At 59.1% G+C, this 15823-nt stretch carries 19 protein-coding genes, 1 tRNA gene and 1 pseudogene; all 21 read right to left on the reverse strand.

The genetic code is table 11. The features are described from left to right. Positions 1-85: 85 nt before the first annotated feature. Positions 86-1396, reverse strand: coding sequence for a trigger factor (tig, locus tag HB680_RS25500; protein ID WP_213941177.1), 1311 nt, complete (start codon positions 1394-1396; stop codon positions 86-88). Positions 1397-1799: 403 nt separating this feature from the next. Beyond that, positions 1800-1875 (reverse strand) — tRNA-His (locus tag HB680_RS25505). Between the two features lie 285 nt (positions 1876-2160). Next, the gene (locus HB680_RS32920; RefSeq protein ID WP_256735621.1) at positions 2161-2679 is read right to left on the reverse strand and encodes a lysis protein; all 519 of its coding nucleotides are present in this window, start codon (positions 2677-2679) and stop codon (positions 2161-2163) included. Further along, entirely contained in the window at positions 2676-3155 is a 480-nt protein-coding gene (locus HB680_RS25515; RefSeq protein ID WP_213941179.1) for a lysozyme, read from the reverse strand. The genes HB680_RS32920 and HB680_RS25515 overlap by 4 nt, the downstream gene beginning before the upstream one ends. Before the next feature lie 12 nt (positions 3156-3167). Further along, positions 3168-3239, reverse strand: a pseudogene (locus tag HB680_RS32925) (glycoside hydrolase family 19 protein); the annotation flags it as partial. A gap of 9 nt (positions 3240-3248) precedes the next feature. Next, positions 3249-3617: a phage tail protein gene (locus HB680_RS25520; RefSeq protein ID WP_213941180.1), complete on the reverse strand. Its 369-nt coding sequence runs from the start codon at positions 3615-3617 to the stop codon at positions 3249-3251. After that, entirely contained in the window at positions 3614-3961 is a 348-nt protein-coding gene (locus tag HB680_RS25525; protein WP_213941181.1) for a hypothetical protein, read from the reverse strand. Before HB680_RS25525 ends, HB680_RS25520 begins: the two co-directional genes overlap by 4 nt. After that, positions 3961-4773 carry a hypothetical protein gene (locus HB680_RS25530; protein ID WP_213941182.1) on the reverse strand — a complete coding sequence of 271 codons (813 nt, stop codon included), beginning with the start codon at positions 4771-4773 and terminating at the stop codon, positions 3961-3963. The genes HB680_RS25525 and HB680_RS25530 overlap by 1 nt, the downstream gene beginning before the upstream one ends. A gap of 167 nt (positions 4774-4940) precedes the next feature. Beyond that, on the reverse strand, positions 4941-7100 hold the full coding sequence (locus HB680_RS25535; protein WP_213941183.1) for a hypothetical protein: 2160 nt from the start codon (positions 7098-7100) through the stop codon (positions 4941-4943). Continuing rightward, entirely contained in the window at positions 7090-8307 is a 1218-nt protein-coding gene (locus HB680_RS25540; RefSeq protein WP_213941184.1) for a hypothetical protein, read from the reverse strand. Before HB680_RS25540 ends, HB680_RS25535 begins: the two co-directional genes overlap by 11 nt. A 1-nt stretch (position 8308) precedes the next feature. Beyond that, positions 8309-9052 carry a hypothetical protein gene (locus tag HB680_RS25545; RefSeq protein WP_213941185.1) on the reverse strand — a complete coding sequence of 248 codons (744 nt, stop codon included), beginning with the start codon at positions 9050-9052 and terminating at the stop codon, positions 8309-8311. Continuing rightward, positions 9049-9981 carry a hypothetical protein gene (locus HB680_RS25550; RefSeq protein ID WP_213941186.1) on the reverse strand — a complete coding sequence of 311 codons (933 nt, stop codon included), beginning with the start codon at positions 9979-9981 and terminating at the stop codon, positions 9049-9051. Before HB680_RS25550 ends, HB680_RS25545 begins: the two co-directional genes overlap by 4 nt. Then, positions 9978-10388, reverse strand: a complete 411-nt coding sequence (locus tag HB680_RS25555) for a hypothetical protein (protein WP_213941187.1) — start codon at positions 10386-10388, stop codon at positions 9978-9980. Before HB680_RS25555 ends, HB680_RS25550 begins: the two co-directional genes overlap by 4 nt. Further along, entirely contained in the window at positions 10388-10681 is a 294-nt protein-coding gene (locus HB680_RS25560) for a hypothetical protein (protein WP_213941188.1), read from the reverse strand. The genes HB680_RS25555 and HB680_RS25560 overlap by 1 nt, the downstream gene beginning before the upstream one ends. Positions 10682-10684: 3 nt before the next feature. Further along, complete coding sequence (locus HB680_RS25565) at positions 10685-12130, reverse strand: hypothetical protein (protein ID WP_213941189.1); 1446 nt, start codon at positions 12128-12130, stop codon at positions 10685-10687. After that, positions 12127-12732: a hypothetical protein gene (locus HB680_RS25570; protein ID WP_213941190.1), complete on the reverse strand. Its 606-nt coding sequence runs from the start codon at positions 12730-12732 to the stop codon at positions 12127-12129. Before HB680_RS25570 ends, HB680_RS25565 begins: the two co-directional genes overlap by 4 nt. After that, complete coding sequence (locus HB680_RS25575) at positions 12729-13016, reverse strand: hypothetical protein (protein ID WP_213941191.1); 288 nt, start codon at positions 13014-13016, stop codon at positions 12729-12731. The genes HB680_RS25570 and HB680_RS25575 overlap by 4 nt, the downstream gene beginning before the upstream one ends. Further along, the gene (locus HB680_RS25580; protein WP_213941192.1) at positions 13016-13348 is read right to left on the reverse strand and encodes a hypothetical protein; all 333 of its coding nucleotides are present in this window, start codon (positions 13346-13348) and stop codon (positions 13016-13018) included. Before HB680_RS25580 ends, HB680_RS25575 begins: the two co-directional genes overlap by 1 nt. A gap of 40 nt (positions 13349-13388) precedes the next feature. Then, positions 13389-13811: a hypothetical protein gene (locus tag HB680_RS25585; RefSeq protein ID WP_213941193.1), complete on the reverse strand. Its 423-nt coding sequence runs from the start codon at positions 13809-13811 to the stop codon at positions 13389-13391. Positions 13812-13870: 59 nt separating this feature from the next. Next, complete coding sequence (locus tag HB680_RS25590) at positions 13871-14794, reverse strand: DUF5309 domain-containing protein (RefSeq protein ID WP_213941194.1); 924 nt, start codon at positions 14792-14794, stop codon at positions 13871-13873. A gap of 15 nt (positions 14795-14809) precedes the next feature. After that, positions 14810-15823 carry a hypothetical protein gene (locus HB680_RS25595; RefSeq protein WP_256735622.1) on the reverse strand — a complete coding sequence of 338 codons (1014 nt, stop codon included), beginning with the start codon at positions 15821-15823 and terminating at the stop codon, positions 14810-14812.

Genomic DNA, 15823 nt, shown 5'->3' on the forward strand with positions numbered 1-15823 from the left:
TCACTCCCAAATAGTTATGTCTTGAATACGCATAAGCCAGCACGAAGGCTGGCTTATGGTGATTACTTCTTACCGCAAGAAACGATCAGTCGGCTTGTGGAGCTTCTACCGGCTTGACTGCTTCTTCGTAAGAGACCGACTTGTCGGTCACGCTAGCTTTCTGCAGAACAGTATCCACAACTTGTTCTTCCAGCACAACCGAACGAACTTCGTTCAGTTGCTGGTCGTTCTTGTAGTACCAGGACACAACCTGCTCAGGCTCCTGGTAGGCCGAAGCCATTTCCTGAATCATTTCGCGAACGCGGGCTTCGTCAGGCTTGAGGTCGAATTGCTTGACCACTTCAGCCACGATCAGACCCAATACAACGCGGCGCTTGGCTTGCTCTTCGAACAGCTCGGCCGGCAGTTGGTCAGGCTTGATGTTGCCGCCGAACTGCTGAACAGCCTGCACGCGCAGACGGTCAACTTCGTTGGACAGCAGCGCCTTAGGCACTTCGATCGGGTTGGTGGCCAGCAGACCGTCCATTACCTGATTCTTGACCTTGGATTTGATCGCCTGACGCAGCTCGCGCTCCATGTTCTTGCGAACTTCGGTGCGGAAGCCTTCCAGACCGGTTTCCTTGATGCCGAATTGAGCGAAGAATTCTTCGGTCAGTTCTGGCAGTTTTGGCTCGGAAACAGTGTTCACGGTCACGGTGAACTCAGCGGTTTTGCCCGCCAGGTCGAGGTTCTGGTAGTCCTCTGGGAAGGTCAGGTTCAGAACACGCTCTTCACCGGCTTTAGCGCCAACCAGACCGTCTTCGAAGCCAGGGATCATGCGGCCGGAACCCAGAACCAGCTGAGTACCTTTGGCGGAACCGCCAGCGAACACTTCACCGTCAACCTTGCCAACGAAATCGATGTTCAGCTGGTCTTCGTTCTGGGCAGCGCGATCGGCCACTTCGAAACGGGTGTTCTGCTTACGCAGGATGTCGAGCATTTTGTCCAGGTCAGCGTCAGCCACGTCAGCGCTCAGGCGCTCGACAGCGATACCTTCGAAACCGGCTACAGTGAACTCCGGGAACACTTCGAAAATCGCGACGAATTCCAGATCTTTGCCAGCTTCAATCGACTTGGGTTCGATCGAAGGAGCGCCAGCCGGGTTCAGCTTCTGCTCAACGACTGCTTCGTAGAAGGAGGACTGGATCACGTCACCAACAGCTTCCTGACGTGCATCAGCACCGAAACGGCGCTTGATTTCACTCATTGGCACTTTGCCTGGACGGAAGCCAGCAATCTTGGCCTTTTGGGCGGTCTGCTGCAGACGCTTGTTGACCTGAGTCTCGATGCGCTCAGCCGGCACGGTGATGCTCATGCGGCGCTCAAGAGCAGAAGTATTTTCAACAGAAACTTGCATGGATATTCCTCGTTGCACAGACGTTAGCCGGCCGTTTCCGACCCCAGAATCAAGGGCATGCATTCTAGTGGGTCAAACTCAAGAAGTCACCCTACTGAAAACGGGTAAAAAAGCAGCAGGCAATTTATAGGCGAGGGACAAACGGTTGTGCCTCGCCCTGTTCGCAAATACAGCCAATCAAGCCAGGGCTCTGCACCAACTCTTCTATATATAGAAGAAGCTGCCAATCATCTCCCTGACGGCCGATCTTGCGAGCAAGACCGGCGGAGGGCGCGGCATCATCGAGAAACAAAAATACGACGAAACACCCCGCCCCTGCGGCCCAGGACATGCAGCCGCTGAACACTCGAACCGCTAAAACAAAAAAGGCGCCAGACTGTAAAATCTGGCGCCTCTCGAAATATGGGGTGGACGAAGGGGATCGAACCCTCGACAACGGGAGTCACAATCCCGTGCTCTACCAACTGAGCTACGCCCACCATATTGCCTTGCAAAGAAACCAAACCACTTCCTTGCTACGCCCCAATCAGGCCAACCGGCCTGAGTGAAGCTTTATTTGGTGCGGATGAAGAGACTCGAACTCTTACACCTTGCGGCGCTGGAACCTAAATCATACGCATCAATGTAAAACGTTGCAACATCAATAGGTTACGACGCCCGCAACCGTCACAACCGTTCAGAAGGACCGCATCATGTCACAATGTGACGCCGCGTGCGACACATTCTCGTCACATGACCATTTCGGCCACTCTCAGGCGTTCTGCCTACCTAACACCATTCCCCAAAAGACACACATTCGTGACGTACGCCTGAAGCGCCTTCAAGGCTGCTTGGTCGGCGATGATTCCTGCCCGGGTAGCGAGAACAGTTGATCCAGCAGCTGGAGAGAGTTCGACGGTGCCTGCATTGCCCAGGCTGGTGGTGCTGGCGGTTCCGGGCAAATCCCCGCCACTGGCACGACAACTTCCCGCGATGCGCAGCCGGCGAGCACCAGAAGCGACATCAGAGCGCAGCTTTTCATTTTGAGCAAGAGCATCGGACTTTTCCTTTTGGGCTTTCTGGTCAAGGGTTGCAAGCGCCTGCTCGGCTGCTTGTTGCTTTTCGAGCGCTTGGCGGGCCTGCGCAGCGCCAGCATTGGCAATCCGCGTGAGGTCGGCTTGGTGGCTCGCCTCGTTGGTGGCGATGATCGCCTCGTAGCTGTTGGCCTGCCACATCCAGGCACTGGCGGCGCCGATCAGCAGCGCCGCGATATACGGAAGGAAACGGATCAGTATCGCGCTCATGCCGAAGCCACTCCAATGGCGATGGCCTGGGCGCCTGTCTTCCCGGCGAACAACGCAGCTTCAGCGGCACGACGCCGAGTCAGGCCGCGCATAGGCTTGCCGGCGGCGCGGTTCCAGCGAGGGAACTGGTCGATGGCTTTATCCATGTCGCCAGCGTTGATCAGCCGAAGCAGTGTAGACCCTTCGAAGTTGCGCGCGCCGAGGTTGTACACGAAGTCCACCAGCGCATCGAACTGCCCCTGGTTGAGACTGACGGTGACTGCGCACGACACGGCAATCTCTCGCTCAGCAAGGTCCGCCAGCAGTTGGGAATCGGCCTTGGCCTGCTCCCATACGAGCCCGCGCACGACCTCTGGACCGGTATGCCCCCACCCGATCGTCCACGGCGCGCCACCGGTGGCTGGATCGGGATAAGCACTCAACGAACAGTTTTCGAAATACTTCAGCACGGCGATGCCGTTTTGCGATGTGCGCATTTCTCAAACTCCAGAAACAAAAACGCCCGCTTGGCTGCGGGCGTTCGGGAGGATTTGCAGCAACTGCTGCGCAGTGATTGGCATAGAACTCTCCTACGTGGTGGCAAGCACTAGGCCTTGAGGGTCGGCCGCGATGTCTGGAATGGCTGGTGCGGGTGGCCAGACTGGCGCAATAGGCCACGTCGGCTGTTTGGTGACTTTGCCGAGCGCGAACTTGTATGCCTTCCACGATGCGATGCTGATCATCAGCGCCGCCTGCTCGGCTTCATCTTCCTCGGTCGCCTCACCCGCATCGATGCCATAGCCCAGCGTGTCAATGCGGTCCTGAATCCTGGCGATCTGCGTAGCAGCCTTGGCATTGAGCCCGGCAAGAACGGCCTTGGCGGCGGCGAGCACATTGGCAGCCAGCACCGCGTCTTTCATTGCCTTGGTGATGAGCTGGCTCCAGTCGATATTGCTCATGACTCATCCTCCACGGTTTCAGGCTGAACGTCTGGAAGCGATACCTCTGGCCGTGGGCCGGGGAACACCACCGGCCCATCAGGCACATCCAGCATCGGGACCGGGAAAGCCTGCTCTTGGCTGAAATTGACGGGGTTGGGGAAACGCAGCGTGACCACCAATTTGCCGCCGACGAAATTCAACGGCTCGGCGAACCACTGCGAGGTGATTGCCTGCTGCGGGAGCGTGTCGCCTTCCACCATGCGGCTGAAGTCGAACAACTCGCCATTGATGGTCAGCGTGTTGCCGAGCTTTTCGACGACAAACGATTCGTCGCCGCGATACGGACTCAGTAAAATATCCATCACAGGAACCACCTCCCCATAGCAAAAAGCCTGCTGGATCGTAATGTCGGATCACTGAACAGCGCCACGCGCTGCCACGCGGCTGATGTATTCCCCGGAGTGCCCGACAGCCCGATAAATCCGGCCCCATTCAGCGGCATCCCCAACACGGTCGGGATTTCTGCCGCAACAAAAGGTGATGGGAATGTCCATGTGGCAGGCGTCCCATTCCAGCCGTTCCCGGCGGCGGCTGTAGCACCGCTACCGCCAGCGATGTAAGTACAGATCAACGTCCCATCAGCAAACCGGACATACTCACCATTGGCATTGGTGCCGCGCTCAATAAGGGCGCCCGTGGGGATGCCGGCAACCTGAGAAACCGTGCCCAGTGGGTTGGCGACCATTTTCCCTGTGAGGGGGTTGTATCGCAGGCACAGCCAGTTCCCGCCGCCGAGGCTCAGAAACTCAGCCGTGTCGTTCGCCGCAGTGGTGATGTTGGCGCTGGTTGGCAAAATCAAGGACGTGGCGTTGTGGGTCAGCACGAGAATGCCCAGGAACCTCACAGTGCGCGTCACACCGGCCGCCGCCGTCCCTAGCGCGGTGATGGTCGACGTGCCACTGACGAAAATGACGTTCGATACCGCCGCCCCGATGTCGGTCGTCGCGGCGGAAGCGATAGTTTGCGGCGCAGATGCAGTCTGATCTCGCAGTAATGCGATGTATGATGCATAGGTGCGCAGATAGTCATCTATGAGCGACGGTGATTCCGACCCGGCCGGGCTGTTACTGCCTGCGGTAGTCGAAAGATCAGCGATCGAAGAAGGAAGCGGCATGTTTGTTCATCCCAATAAAAACCCCGCTGGTGCGGGGTTATTTGAGTGAGGGCATAACGCCCCGGGAGTACTTGTGGATTTTTCGAACTTCACGATGATCGACTTCATGATATGGAAAGGCGTGGCCATCGTTATTGGTGCTGCGATCTACGGGTTTTGGCTTGGCATCACTGGTCGTTGACCATCTGAGGCACCAGCAGCGGCAGGATTTTATTCGCCTTTTCGGCGCCTACCGATAGCAGGCCTCCGCCCGGGCTCGGCGGTCGCAGCAACATGTTGCGCATCGCGTTGCTGTTGAGCGCCGAGTTTGCCCCGCGTCCAGCCGCCATCGCGCCGCCGAGCAGCAGTGGCGATACAAATCCGGATCCGACACCACCAGCACCAAGACCGCCAAGCATCAGGCGCTGCATGGCGCCGTGCGGGCTTTCGCGAGACTTTAGGAACTGAGCGCTGATATCGGCCAGGTCCTGCAATTCAGGATTGCCGATGTTTTTCATGTTCGCCAAGCGACCGATTGAGATATCCCCGTCCGCGCCGTTCTGCGCCATTTTCTTCAAGTCCAACATGGTTCCGTACTGCTGGCGAACCTTGGCGAACGCTGCCGCCTCATCTGGCGCCAGAGAACGGTTGAGCGCTCCCATCAGCGACTTTTTCAGATCACCCGCGTACCAGGCTTCAGGGCTATTGCGCTGGCCGATACGGTCGAGGGTTTTCTTGATGTTGTAGGCGGCCTGGCCGTCGATTTGGCCGTTTGGCGCCTTCGCCTTGATTTCATCAATTTGCTTGAGGATGATATTGGCTTGGCCTGACTCCAGCTCGCTCGATGCGCGCTGTGCGTGATCTGCCAGTTCCTGGGTGAACGTCGGGTCAACCTTGACTTTATTGCTCTGCAGCACGGTGTCGAACTTCGCGCCAAGATCACCCTGAGCCTTGCGCAACGCCATGGTCACGTTGTCGGAATCCTGCCCGAAGGTCTTGCTCACGGCGCGGTTCAACTGGCTCTGCATATTCGACATGGTGGCGGCGCGGCCACTGAGCGGCATGTATTCGAGAGATGCCGCCAATGCGTTGAGCGGCTTGCTGTTCACGAGCCTGTCGCCCGGCACATTGATCCCGAGGTCTTTGGCTTTTTGCGCCAGCAGTGATACTTCAGGGCGGACCTCACCGCCGCGCATGGCGCTACCCAAGCCGCGCGCAGCATTGCCGACAAGAGATGCCGTGCCGGGAATGGCGCCGCCGATCATGGCCCCCAAGCCAGCATCCTCGGGATTGACCAAGCCAGCAGAAGCGCCACCAGTGATTGCACCACCAAGCATGCGCGTCCCCAGCGCCGGAAGCCCGGTCAAGCCGCCAGCCTTGAACCCGCCAGCGCCAATTGAAGCGATCAGTGGGGCGGCTGACGCGGCGCCGGGGATGAGTCTCGCTGTGTTGGCTAGAGCGCCACCCATGCCGGCCGTGCCGGCGATTTCGGCGCCGAGCTTGCCGCCCTTGTACGCCATTGACTCAGGGTTTGCGCCCATGTCTTGCAACGCCCAGTCCATGTCGGCCCGGCGCTGACGGTTCGATTCGAGCGACAGGCCTTTCCCTGCGATGGCATCCTGCACGATGTCATAAGGCGCCACGAGCGTTGCGCCAATTGACCCAGCGCCGCGCACGCCACCAGCCAGTAGGTTGCCTGCGTCAGCCATCAGTTCTTTCCCGGCATTTGGCGGCAGTCGATTCAGCAGATTCCCGAAGCGACCGGCTTGCGGAGATGGGCCGGCCTGCTGTGAGGAAGGCGCCTGCACTGGCGATTGAGTGGCTTCGACTGGAGCCGCGTCATCCCAGATTACGCCAGCCGGGTCAATGCCTGCCGCTTGGGCAGCCTGTGGCGCAGAGGCCTCAGCGCGCTCATCAAAGACAACACGACCGTCAGGCGTGACGAGCTGGTCCTTGTCATTCCAGCGCGGGGCGTTCTTGTTGGCAAACTGCGACTCGCTGGAAAACGATTTGTGGTATGGGGTCTTGTAGTAGTCCCCAAAGTGCATCTGGCCATCGTTCGCGTTCATGCCGGTGCGTGCGTTTGGGTCGCCTTTTTGCAAGCCGGCATAGAAGCCTCGCATGTCGTAATCAGCCTTTGGCGAAGGATCGAACGGCACGTTGTTCTGTTTGACCCATGCCTGAAACTTTGCCTCTTGATCCGGAGGAAGCTGGGTCAGATACGACGACTGCTGCTTCCCAATGAAAGGCGTGTTCTTTTGCAGGACGCTGTCGGGCTCGGATGCGGAAACGCCAGCTTGCTGCTGGGGCGCGTCATCCCAGACGATGGTGCTTGGATCAATTGCCATATTCGATCCTCCCGTCAGAATACTGAATCACTTGGCGACCGCTCGCGTCCTTGCCGGTGCGCACCACGCTGGCCTTGGCGGCGGGTGCTGGCTGCTGGGCCGGTTTCGCACCAGAGTATCGGTTGGCAATTTCCTCAATAGCATCTAGCGCGGCCATACGCTCAGCGACAGGCAGTGTTGCGTCGCCAACCCTACCCGCCATAGTTTTGTAGTTTTCCACGTCCTTGTCTGACTGCGGACCTTCCATGCGCGGCATCATGAACATCATGTTGCCGCCAATAGCTGCAAGTTTTGCAGCGTTCTGGGAACCAGTCGTGGACCGGCCTACGAATCGATTGGCGTCATCGACTTTAGCCCCAAACCCACTGGCCGTCGCGTTTGGCAAGATTTCACGCGACTGCTTGATCAGGTCGCCGAGTTTCGACATGTTTTGCTGATTTTTTACTGTCGCTTCGGCAAGAGGGCCGCCCTTAATTTGCCCACCATCCTGCGTGGTTGCCGGCTTCACCTCGCCAGTACCCTTGTCGATCAGCATGAAGGTGCCATCGCCAACTTGGACAACCTGAGTCCGCTGCCCCTCTTTATTGATGTTGTTGGCGTCATTCATAAGACTGTTTTGTTGCTGCTTGGCGCCGACGTTTGCCCACCCGCGTGCGTCAGCCGCCCGTTCGCCCGGGGTCATACTGACGCCGAATGTCTGCCCGGCTGTCGGCACGGCGAACTGTTTTGAGCCGCCAAGGTCCACCAGCTGCGGGGCGACGTAGGAGTCGATCGCCTGACCGACTGGCTGGCCATACTCATCGTACTGCATGGTCTGTTTGCCACCGTTGGCGCTTGGCACATCGAGTGTGCGAGCCACCTTTGCCCTGGACGCGTTTGGCAACTGGGACAATGTCATCATGTCCTTGGCTGGAAGGCCCAGCGCGGCGCCGCGTTTGAAGTCGAACGTCGTGTTGCCCCCGGGGTCTGTGGCGTACAGGCTTGGCAATTGCTCCATCTGGTTTTGCTTCAGTTTCATCGCCTGCGTTTTTAGCGCATTCGAACTGGCAGCCGAGTACCCCGCAATCCCGGACAGGCCGGCGGTGCCGATCGTGTTCAGTGGGCCCGAGCCTTGACGGGCGCCAGCCAACCCGCCGAATGCAGCAGAGAGCAGCCCCATACCCATCGGGGTTTGCGCGAAATCAAGCAACCCATTCATGTCAGGCATTTCAATACCCCCTTTGTGCGCGGCGCTGCTGCGCTTGTTGCTGACGCTGGGCGATCAGCGGGTTAGGCTGGCCCTGGGCGATTTGGGCGAGCGTCTGCGGGCCGTTATTGGGTTGCTGTTGAGCCGGTCCATGCGCCATTGGCTGCTGCCCACCGGGCGAGAGCAGGCCGTAGGCCTTTTGCCCGTAGCTGGCAGCATCCATATAGGGTTTGGCCTGAGCATTGAAGTTCGAGAGGCTGCTGCCCATGGAGCTGAGCAAGCCAGGGGATGAACTGCCTCCTGCGTAGGCCGCATTACCCATGCCGCCAGACACCAATGGTTGGCCCATGCCGTACCCGGCGCTTGCAGTTGAGGCTCCGGCCCCCGCAGCGGATGCACCAGCGCCAGCAGTTCCAGCCCCTGCCGCACCAGCACCGCCTGCTGATCCGCCCAACAAGCCGCCGGCCGCACCCGCGCCAGCACCGCCCGCGTAAATCGAGGCGATGGTTTTGGCGATCGTGTGCATGGTCTTGCCCGGACCTGTATTGATACCAGCGTCCTGGGCTTCTTCGTAACGCTGCGGTGCCGCGCCGCCCCACTGGTCCACCAGCGGCTTATCGTCGGTCCCCAACACCTTGTTCCACATGCTGGTCGAAAACGGGTCAGCCGACCCATAGAACAGCCGAGCGGGGTTGTCCTTCACCTGATTGCCCATGGCGCCCAGGTTGAACATTTCAAAGCTGCCAACATCGCCGAGAAAGCTCATTTGCCACCCCCACCTGATTGTTTGGTCGTCGCAGTGTTGCCCAGGCCAGACCCAAACACGCCAGACATCGCGGCAAGCTTCTTATAGGGGTCGTTTTGTTGGTCAGACCAGCTCTGATACTGAGCATCAAGGTTTTGCTGAACGTTGTCTTGGGCTTGCTGACCGACCTTGTTGAGTTGATCAGCATCGGTGTAGGCCTGGTTGGCGTAAGTGGGTGCCAGGTTGAGATATTGCGACTTCATTTGATCATTGCGCCCGGCATAGTCCTGGGCGGCTGTCAGATTCCGGTTCAACTGGTTTTCTGCCAGTCCCTGTTGCGCCGTGTAGTCCTGCATTCGCATGCTGGAGGCGGTATTGCTCAGGTTTTTGGTGAGGTCGTTTAGCGAATTCTGTGTTGCGGCCTGCGCACCGGTATTGCCAAACGATCCAGAGCCAACCATTTGCGTAGTAAGGCCGGGCGCTACTGCGTCGTTATAGTTCCGGGTGATATCGCCCATGGCGGAATCGATGTTTTTCTGTAGGTAGGGGTTTGAGCCGGCATATTGGTTGGTGCCCAGGTTGCCCAGCGACGTGGCGGCATTCCCGGAGGCCAGCCCATTTTTCATGGTATCGCTGCCCTGATTCATCAGCGGGCTACCACCCATAGCCCGGTTGTAGGCAGCGCTTGCACCGGCCTGCTGAACCCAGTTCAGGTCGGCGACCTGCTGGCCGCTATATCCCTGATAAGGGCTGCTGGCCAAGTCCATGGCCTTATCGCTGTAGGCAGATGCCAGCGGCTTGAGTTCGGTTGGGATCGATTGTGTAGTTGAGCTGGTCGAGCCACCACCTTTGTGGGGGCGGATCGAGTCACCAACAAACCTTGGCAACGCCCCAATGGCTGGTCCGCCAAACTCGGCGCTGAGCTGCTCGTGCAGGGTTTCGATGTTCACAGTTCAACCTCCAAGACTTGATAGACCGGGGCAAATCCACAGCGCTGCCGGTAGAGACGTGCTTGAGCAGGGGCGGCAGCGCATCGTAGGCGCAAGCAGCCGAGAGACTTCGCCAGCCGGCCAAGCTCTTCGAAAAAATCCTCGAAATGGCCGTGCGGCGCGTACATCTCGTAGGTGTAAAGCACCCGAAAGTTGGGTAGCTGCTCCACGCCGACGACGCCCCAGCCAGCGATCGAATCATCACGATCCAGGCGCACCAGCGTCCGCTCGCCACGGCTGAGCATCATCTTCAGTTGGTCGCCAGTGATTTCGCCTCCCGAAGTGGCGCAGGCTTGGGCGAGATTGTGCGCACCCTCCTTCCAGGCCACGTCGATATGCGTCGTTGGCACCACGATCAGTTTGTTCATCAGTTACCCGTCAGGCAGCGTTTTTGAAGCCATGTCCCTGGCGTTCCGGACACGGAGCAAACCCACCCTTCAACGAAATATTTAGAACCGGCAGTGCCCAACTCGGCAGGTGCAGAATTCTTGATGGAGTCGCCTTGCAACCATGTCCCGCTGGTGGGCGCCGTGGTGCGGGCGGTATAGAAGCCGGCGATATACCCCTCGGAAATCTGGTTGATCTGCGTGGCGTGTTCGCGCAACTCGCGCTGAAGCACCGGGTCGTTGGTTCCGGTCCGTGGCGTCGTATTGGTTTTCATGATTCATCGCATCCCGGCAGGCGTAATTTCTGCGTCCATGTGGGTGACCTTCACAGCCCCTGTGAAAGAGAACGTCGCCTTGTGCCAGCGCGCCGACTGGCGCATGTCGAACTTCCCGTCCAACACAGAGCCCGTGGCGGCGGCAATGAAGCCAACGCCGGAGTTCTGTTGGATGAAGGTCTGCACGTTGGCGGAGGTCGGTGCCAACGCATAGCGCAATCGGATCTTATTCAGGGCCGAAACCGCGTCGTCATCGCCAACATCCCCGGTCGTCATCGAACTGGACGTCGATACTCCGGTCATCGATTGAAGCTGGTGCGAGGTGCTGAAGATCGACATCGACTTGCCACCAGCAAGCCAAAACTGCGAATCGAATGAATAAGAGAACAGACCGTCAATGGTTGACGAAATTGCCGACAACCCATCAATCGTGATGCCGCCGGACACATAATTCAGCGCCGCCTCAATGCTCCGATTCGCGACACCCCACTTCTTTGCCACTACGTGATACACCAGCGCAGCGTCAGGCGTGATAGAGCCAAGCGATGGGTAAAACACCCACACAAGGTTTTTTTGGCGATCGAATACGCAAATCGTCCGGTAACGGTACGAGGGGTTCGAATGGTCGAAAAAGAACTGCCGGACATACCCGTCCGCTACAGGAATAGGGCGAGTGCCGTCGAAAATCCAGATGTTGTCATCACCGACGAAGAAGTGCGCGCCGCCGATATCGCAAATTGCTTCCTTGCCAATGCAGCCAGCATCCCCGCCCGGGACCTGTATCCAGTTCCAGACAGTGGGAGCGCCGACGTACTGACCCAGATAGATTGAACGCTGCTTGTAAGCGATGGCGTACTCGCCGAGTCGCATCCCGGCGGTCAGCCGGCCAGAGGTAGCCACAAGACGCCCAGACGTTGCTTGGGTTGCCAGGCTGGGCGTCCAGGACGTGTCATCAAAAGCGGCGCAGCAATGCCAACCGTCTGGCTTTTCAGAGCCGTCATTGGTGTTGAGCGCCATGACAAACGCGCCAACGGTAAATAAAACCTCGGCCTTGGGCGCTGTAGAAATGTCAGCAAAGGCCGCACCGGTTGAGCGTTGAATGACGTCAGCCCGGTTCGCGCACAACGTAGCGTCGCCGAACTGTGTAATTGACCAACGAGTGTCAACCCCGCCGTTGTACACGGCGGCACGGGAAACGTCGGCCCAGGCCCCAGCGGACAATTCATAGAGCTTGGTAGCGGTGCCAGCGATGATCCTGCGGGTGTCATCCAGCTTGGACACTACGGCGGCGCCGATGCATGCAGCCGCCAGGGCAGGCGTTGATGCTGGGGTGACCGGCTCGGGCGCACCTTCCATGCCATTCAGGTACGGAATCAGGTTGACGCAATCGGTGAGTAGCCCAGGGGTCGTCACGTCCGCATCCGGCGCAAAACCAGTCAGCGGAATCATCGGGCGCGAACCGTCATGGTTGAACCGCTGTACCAATCCACCCCATTGATGCTGTTGACGGCCTGGCTATAAAGCTGGGCCCAGGTACCGATGCGTGCATCGTTCATGATGAATGGAGTCGCGGCAAGCAGCGATGCATACAGGTAGGCGTTCGGCCAGGCGCTCAGCAGCCAGTTGGTGATGTTGGAAGCTGATAGCGCCGGGATACGCTGCTGATAGGTCAGCTCCAGCGAATACACCGCGTCAGGGATTGGCGCGAGCTCTATATTTCCACCGATCACGGTGAAAACCACAGGCTGGCCGGCGGTATTCGAGGAAAAATCAACGCTGATTTCGTCGGGAGAGCGATACGATAGCGGCTGATTGTAGGTGCCCAGCACTTGCAGGCGGCGCATCTCGAGCATATCCGTCGGCAGCGATACGGAATTTACGCCAGCGACCGTGACAAGCGTGGTCTTGGCTTCCATGGCGCGGGTCTTCAGGTCAGTGCACAGTTGCGCTTCGGCCAGGGTGATGAAGTCGGGGATATTGGCGGTCAGATCACCACGATTGAGCCAGGACGCCACGGACGCCTGCAATTCCGAGTAGTTGGTGATGCTCATACTTTGCCCTTCCAGATGCGGAACACGGACAAGTCAGGGTCGTTGAGCATCCGGCGTATGTGCTCTTTATTGGCCATGCACTCGTGAAAGGTGATGTCGTGCTTGTTGCAGTAGTCCTCGATGATCACGAACGGGATCTTGGCCGCGTGCTTCATTTCCGACCCGCCATGCATCCCGGCGTTGTGCAGGGCCTTGGTGTGTTCGGCGATAGGCGTGCAGTCCTGCGTGCGCTCGACCGTCATGCTCCCATCGTGGAAATGGAACTTCGTGTCGAGGTCGCGCATCACGCATTCTCCAACGGAGAGATTTGCACCGATCCGGCACCAGAGAACACGGCGCCGCCTGACGCCGACACCCAGATCGCCGCGACTTTGGTGTAGCCGCACGTGGGCAGAATCACGGCGTCACCCGGCTGCACCATCAGATCGCCCGCCACAGCAACCGGCGTACCGGTGCCGATGCGCACATAGGAAGAGGCGCTGGCGCTGATGCGGATGTATTTCGGCACGTTGCCGCTCGAATCCAGCGGGATAGTGGCGCTGGCCGATGCGACAGACGTAGTGATAGCCACGCCAGGCGCGACCACCGTCATGGCATTCTCGAAGGTATTGCTCATGGGCGAGGCTCCAAAGAAAAACGCCCCGGAGGGCGTTTGGTCAGGCCGGGTTGAGGGTCACGCTGATGGAACCAACAGCCGAAGTGGCAGTGCCAGTCAGGTCGTAGGCGATCGAGTCGCCAGCGGCCAACAGGAGGTCACTGGCCGTGGCCGAGAGGGTCAGCGCTTGCTGGGCGTTCGCGGTGCCGACGAGGTTGAAGCTGCCGGTGTGCAGTGCGGTACCCGAGGTGATGGCGGTAGCGCTGGGCACCTTGCGGATGACAGCGGTGCACGCACCACCTGTGCCGGCCACATCGACGCGGCCACGAATGGCCTTGACGACGTAGGGGCGGTCAGCGGTGAACAGCGTGCAGTCGACAGTCGTGGCAAGGTAGAGCAACGTGACGGGCAGGAACCCGCCGTCGCCGCCCGCCGCGCCCTCGATGCCGAGCGAGCTGTCGGCATTCTGTTTGATCATGGGCATGTCAAATTCTCCTCAAAGAAAAGGGGAGCCGAAGCTCCCCTTGGGTCAATGCCTCAGGATCAGAGGACGTCGTAGATAGCTCCGGAGCTTTTCGGAGCACGAGCCTCAACAGTCCACTCAACCACCAGTTCGCGCTGCTCAGCGTCACCGGTCTTGGCAAGCTCGATGGTGCTGAATGGGCGCAGGTAGTTGATCGACCACTTGTCTGCCTGGAGAACGAACACATCGTTCGCATCCTGGAAGCGCGAAGGGATCGCCTTCAACTCGCCGAAGTCCGACACATACACGTCGACCGAGGCGAACAGCTTGGCATCTTCGCTCTTGTCGAAGCGGGTGGCGTTGCCGGTGAAGGTGGAGAAGGTTTGCTTGGCGCCAGGCGGCAGCAGGATCGAATCCGGATCACCGCCAGCCGTGAAGCACTTCTGCAACACGTCTTTCAGGCGCGCCTCGGTGAATGCAATCGCGGTGCCCTTGGTGCGACCGGTGTTGCCGGTGTACGACGCCAGGGTGCCGCCGTTGCGGTTCACGTTGTCCACGACCCAACCGACCAGGCCGCGAGATTGACGCGGAGCGGTAGCGGTCACGTCCAGCTGAGTAGCCGAGCTTTCCATGTCGCGGCGCAGTTCCAGCGCAGCCAGACTGAGCTGGTAAGCCAGTTCATTCTTGCGGCCGGCCGGGTTCATCGCTTGCTGGGTACCGGACACGACCACAGTTTTGGTCGAGATCTGGGTGCGGTTGTTCAGGCGCACGCTTGGCGTAACAACCTTGGCGGAGGCGTTATCACCTTCTGCCTGGGCGTTGTTGCTCACTGCGGCAGCCAGATCCTGGGTCTGCCATTCGTGCAGGGTGTTGGACGCAGTGCCCTTGGATGCCAGCGAGATGAACGGCGTGGCAGTCGGGGAGATGCGATAGATGGTGTCGGTCAGGTCCTCACGGTTACCGATTGCGGCAGTCGTGAGGAAGGTATTGGTGGGTGCGGGCATGATGGTGCTCCGGGATTAATCAATGAATTGGAGAAAGACCTCGGCGCCAGATTCAACGGTCCCTGACTTCGCGTGCCGCTTTGCAGCAGCAGTGCGACCGTCAGCGTTACCGTTTACTGTTACGCCTGGCTTGACCACCCGTTGGGGCGCTTCCTGGACCTTTCTGGCTTGCACGTTGGCTTTGGCCATCAGTTGGTCGTAGAGCATCGCCTTGCGCGCTACAAGCACGTGGCGGTGGTCGGCAATGGTCGAAATATCGCCAGCTTCAAAGCCCTGGTCTTGCAGGAACTTCGAAATGGCAGCTTTCTCGGCTGCGGCCTTTGCATCGTCTTTCCAGTCCGGGAGCTTGGCGAGGAGGTCTTCCTGCTGCTGGGCCAGGTAACTTTGGTGGGCGTGTGCCTGTTCGGTCTGGAACTGCTGAGCGAGCTTTTGTTGCTCCGACATGTTTTGCTGATACAGCGCTTGTCTCTGTTGATAGAGTTGCTGCTGTTTCAGGTACTCCACCGGATCTGACTCGATCAGTGCGTTCCAGTCGATTTGACCTTGTTGTTGCAGGACGCCTTCGAGCTGAACGGCCATGCGATGGAGTTCGCCGGCATATTGCTGGCGTTCCTGCTGGGCCTTCTGCACTTCGGCATCGGCAGCCTTGCGTTGCTCGGCGGCTTCCATCGTCTTCTTGGTGTAATCCGACTGACGCTGGTAGCCGTTTTTCAGCTCGTCGAGTGATACCTCGACCTCCTTGCCGTCGATCTTGACGGTGAAGGTCTGCGGCTCGCCATCGGTGTCGCTGTCTGCATCTACATCCGCATCGACGTCAGCATCGACATCGATGTCAGTGTTCTGGTCTTGAACGGCGTCGGCATTAGCGTCGGCGTTCGCGCCAGCATCACCATCGGCATTGGCTGGCGGGTCAAGCAACGCAGCAAGCGCCATCGCGCCGCCATTGACGTCAAGCGCGCCGCCGCCACTGTCGCCGCCGGCTTCGTTCAGGAGGAAATGGCCGAGTGCGCGGTGAATAAACATGCTCAT

Source organism: Pseudomonas sp. dw_612 (assembly GCF_018449725.1).
Classification (GTDB): Bacteria; Pseudomonadota; Gammaproteobacteria; order Pseudomonadales; family Pseudomonadaceae; genus Aquipseudomonas.

Bases quoted from the DNA above. Each gene is read 5' to 3' on its own strand.
- HB680_RS25560 (WP_213941188.1), bottom strand. From the start codon at position 10,681: ATGAAAACCAATACGACGCCACGGACCGGAACCAACGACCCGGTGCTT.
- HB680_RS25565 (WP_213941189.1), bottom strand. From the start codon at position 12,130: ATGATTCCGCTGACTGGTTTTGCGCCGGATGCGGACGTGACGACCCCT.
- HB680_RS25545 (WP_213941185.1), bottom strand. From the start codon at position 9,052: ATGAGCTTTCTCGGCGATGTTGGCAGCTTTGAAATGTTCAACCTGGGC.
- HB680_RS25590 (WP_213941194.1), bottom strand. From the start codon at position 14,794: ATGCCCGCACCCACCAATACCTTCCTCACGACTGCCGCAATCGGTAAC.
- HB680_RS25515 (WP_213941179.1), bottom strand. From the start codon at position 3,155: ATGCGCACATCGCAAAACGGCATCGCCGTGCTGAAGTATTTCGAAAAC.
- HB680_RS25555 (WP_213941187.1), bottom strand. From the start codon at position 10,388: ATGAACAAACTGATCGTGGTGCCAACGACGCATATCGACGTGGCCTGG.
- HB680_RS25585 (WP_213941193.1), bottom strand. From the start codon at position 13,811: ATGCCCATGATCAAACAGAATGCCGACAGCTCGCTCGGCATCGAGGGC.
- HB680_RS25575 (WP_213941191.1), bottom strand. From the start codon at position 13,016: ATGCGCGACCTCGACACGAAGTTCCATTTCCACGATGGGAGCATGACG.
- HB680_RS25520 (WP_213941180.1), bottom strand. From the start codon at position 3,617: ATGAGCAATATCGACTGGAGCCAGCTCATCACCAAGGCAATGAAAGAC.
- HB680_RS25570 (WP_213941190.1), bottom strand. From the start codon at position 12,732: ATGAGCATCACCAACTACTCGGAATTGCAGGCGTCCGTGGCGTCCTGG.
- HB680_RS32920 (WP_256735621.1), bottom strand. From the start codon at position 2,679: ATGAGCGCGATACTGATCCGTTTCCTTCCGTATATCGCGGCGCTGCTG.
- HB680_RS25540 (WP_213941184.1), bottom strand. From the start codon at position 8,307: ATGCCTGACATGAATGGGTTGCTTGATTTCGCGCAAACCCCGATGGGT.
- HB680_RS25535 (WP_213941183.1), bottom strand. From the start codon at position 7,100: ATGGCAATTGATCCAAGCACCATCGTCTGGGATGACGCGCCCCAGCAG.
- tig (WP_213941177.1), bottom strand. From the start codon at position 1,396: ATGCAAGTTTCTGTTGAAAATACTTCTGCTCTTGAGCGCCGCATGAGC.
- HB680_RS25530 (WP_213941182.1), bottom strand. From the start codon at position 4,773: ATGCCGCTTCCTTCTTCGATCGCTGATCTTTCGACTACCGCAGGCAGT.
- HB680_RS25525 (WP_213941181.1), bottom strand. From the start codon at position 3,961: ATGGATATTTTACTGAGTCCGTATCGCGGCGACGAATCGTTTGTCGTC.
- HB680_RS25580 (WP_213941192.1), bottom strand. From the start codon at position 13,348: ATGAGCAATACCTTCGAGAATGCCATGACGGTGGTCGCGCCTGGCGTG.
- HB680_RS25595 (WP_256735622.1), bottom strand. From the start codon at position 15,823: ATGAGCATGTTTATTCACCGCGCACTCGGCCATTTCCTCCTGAACGAA.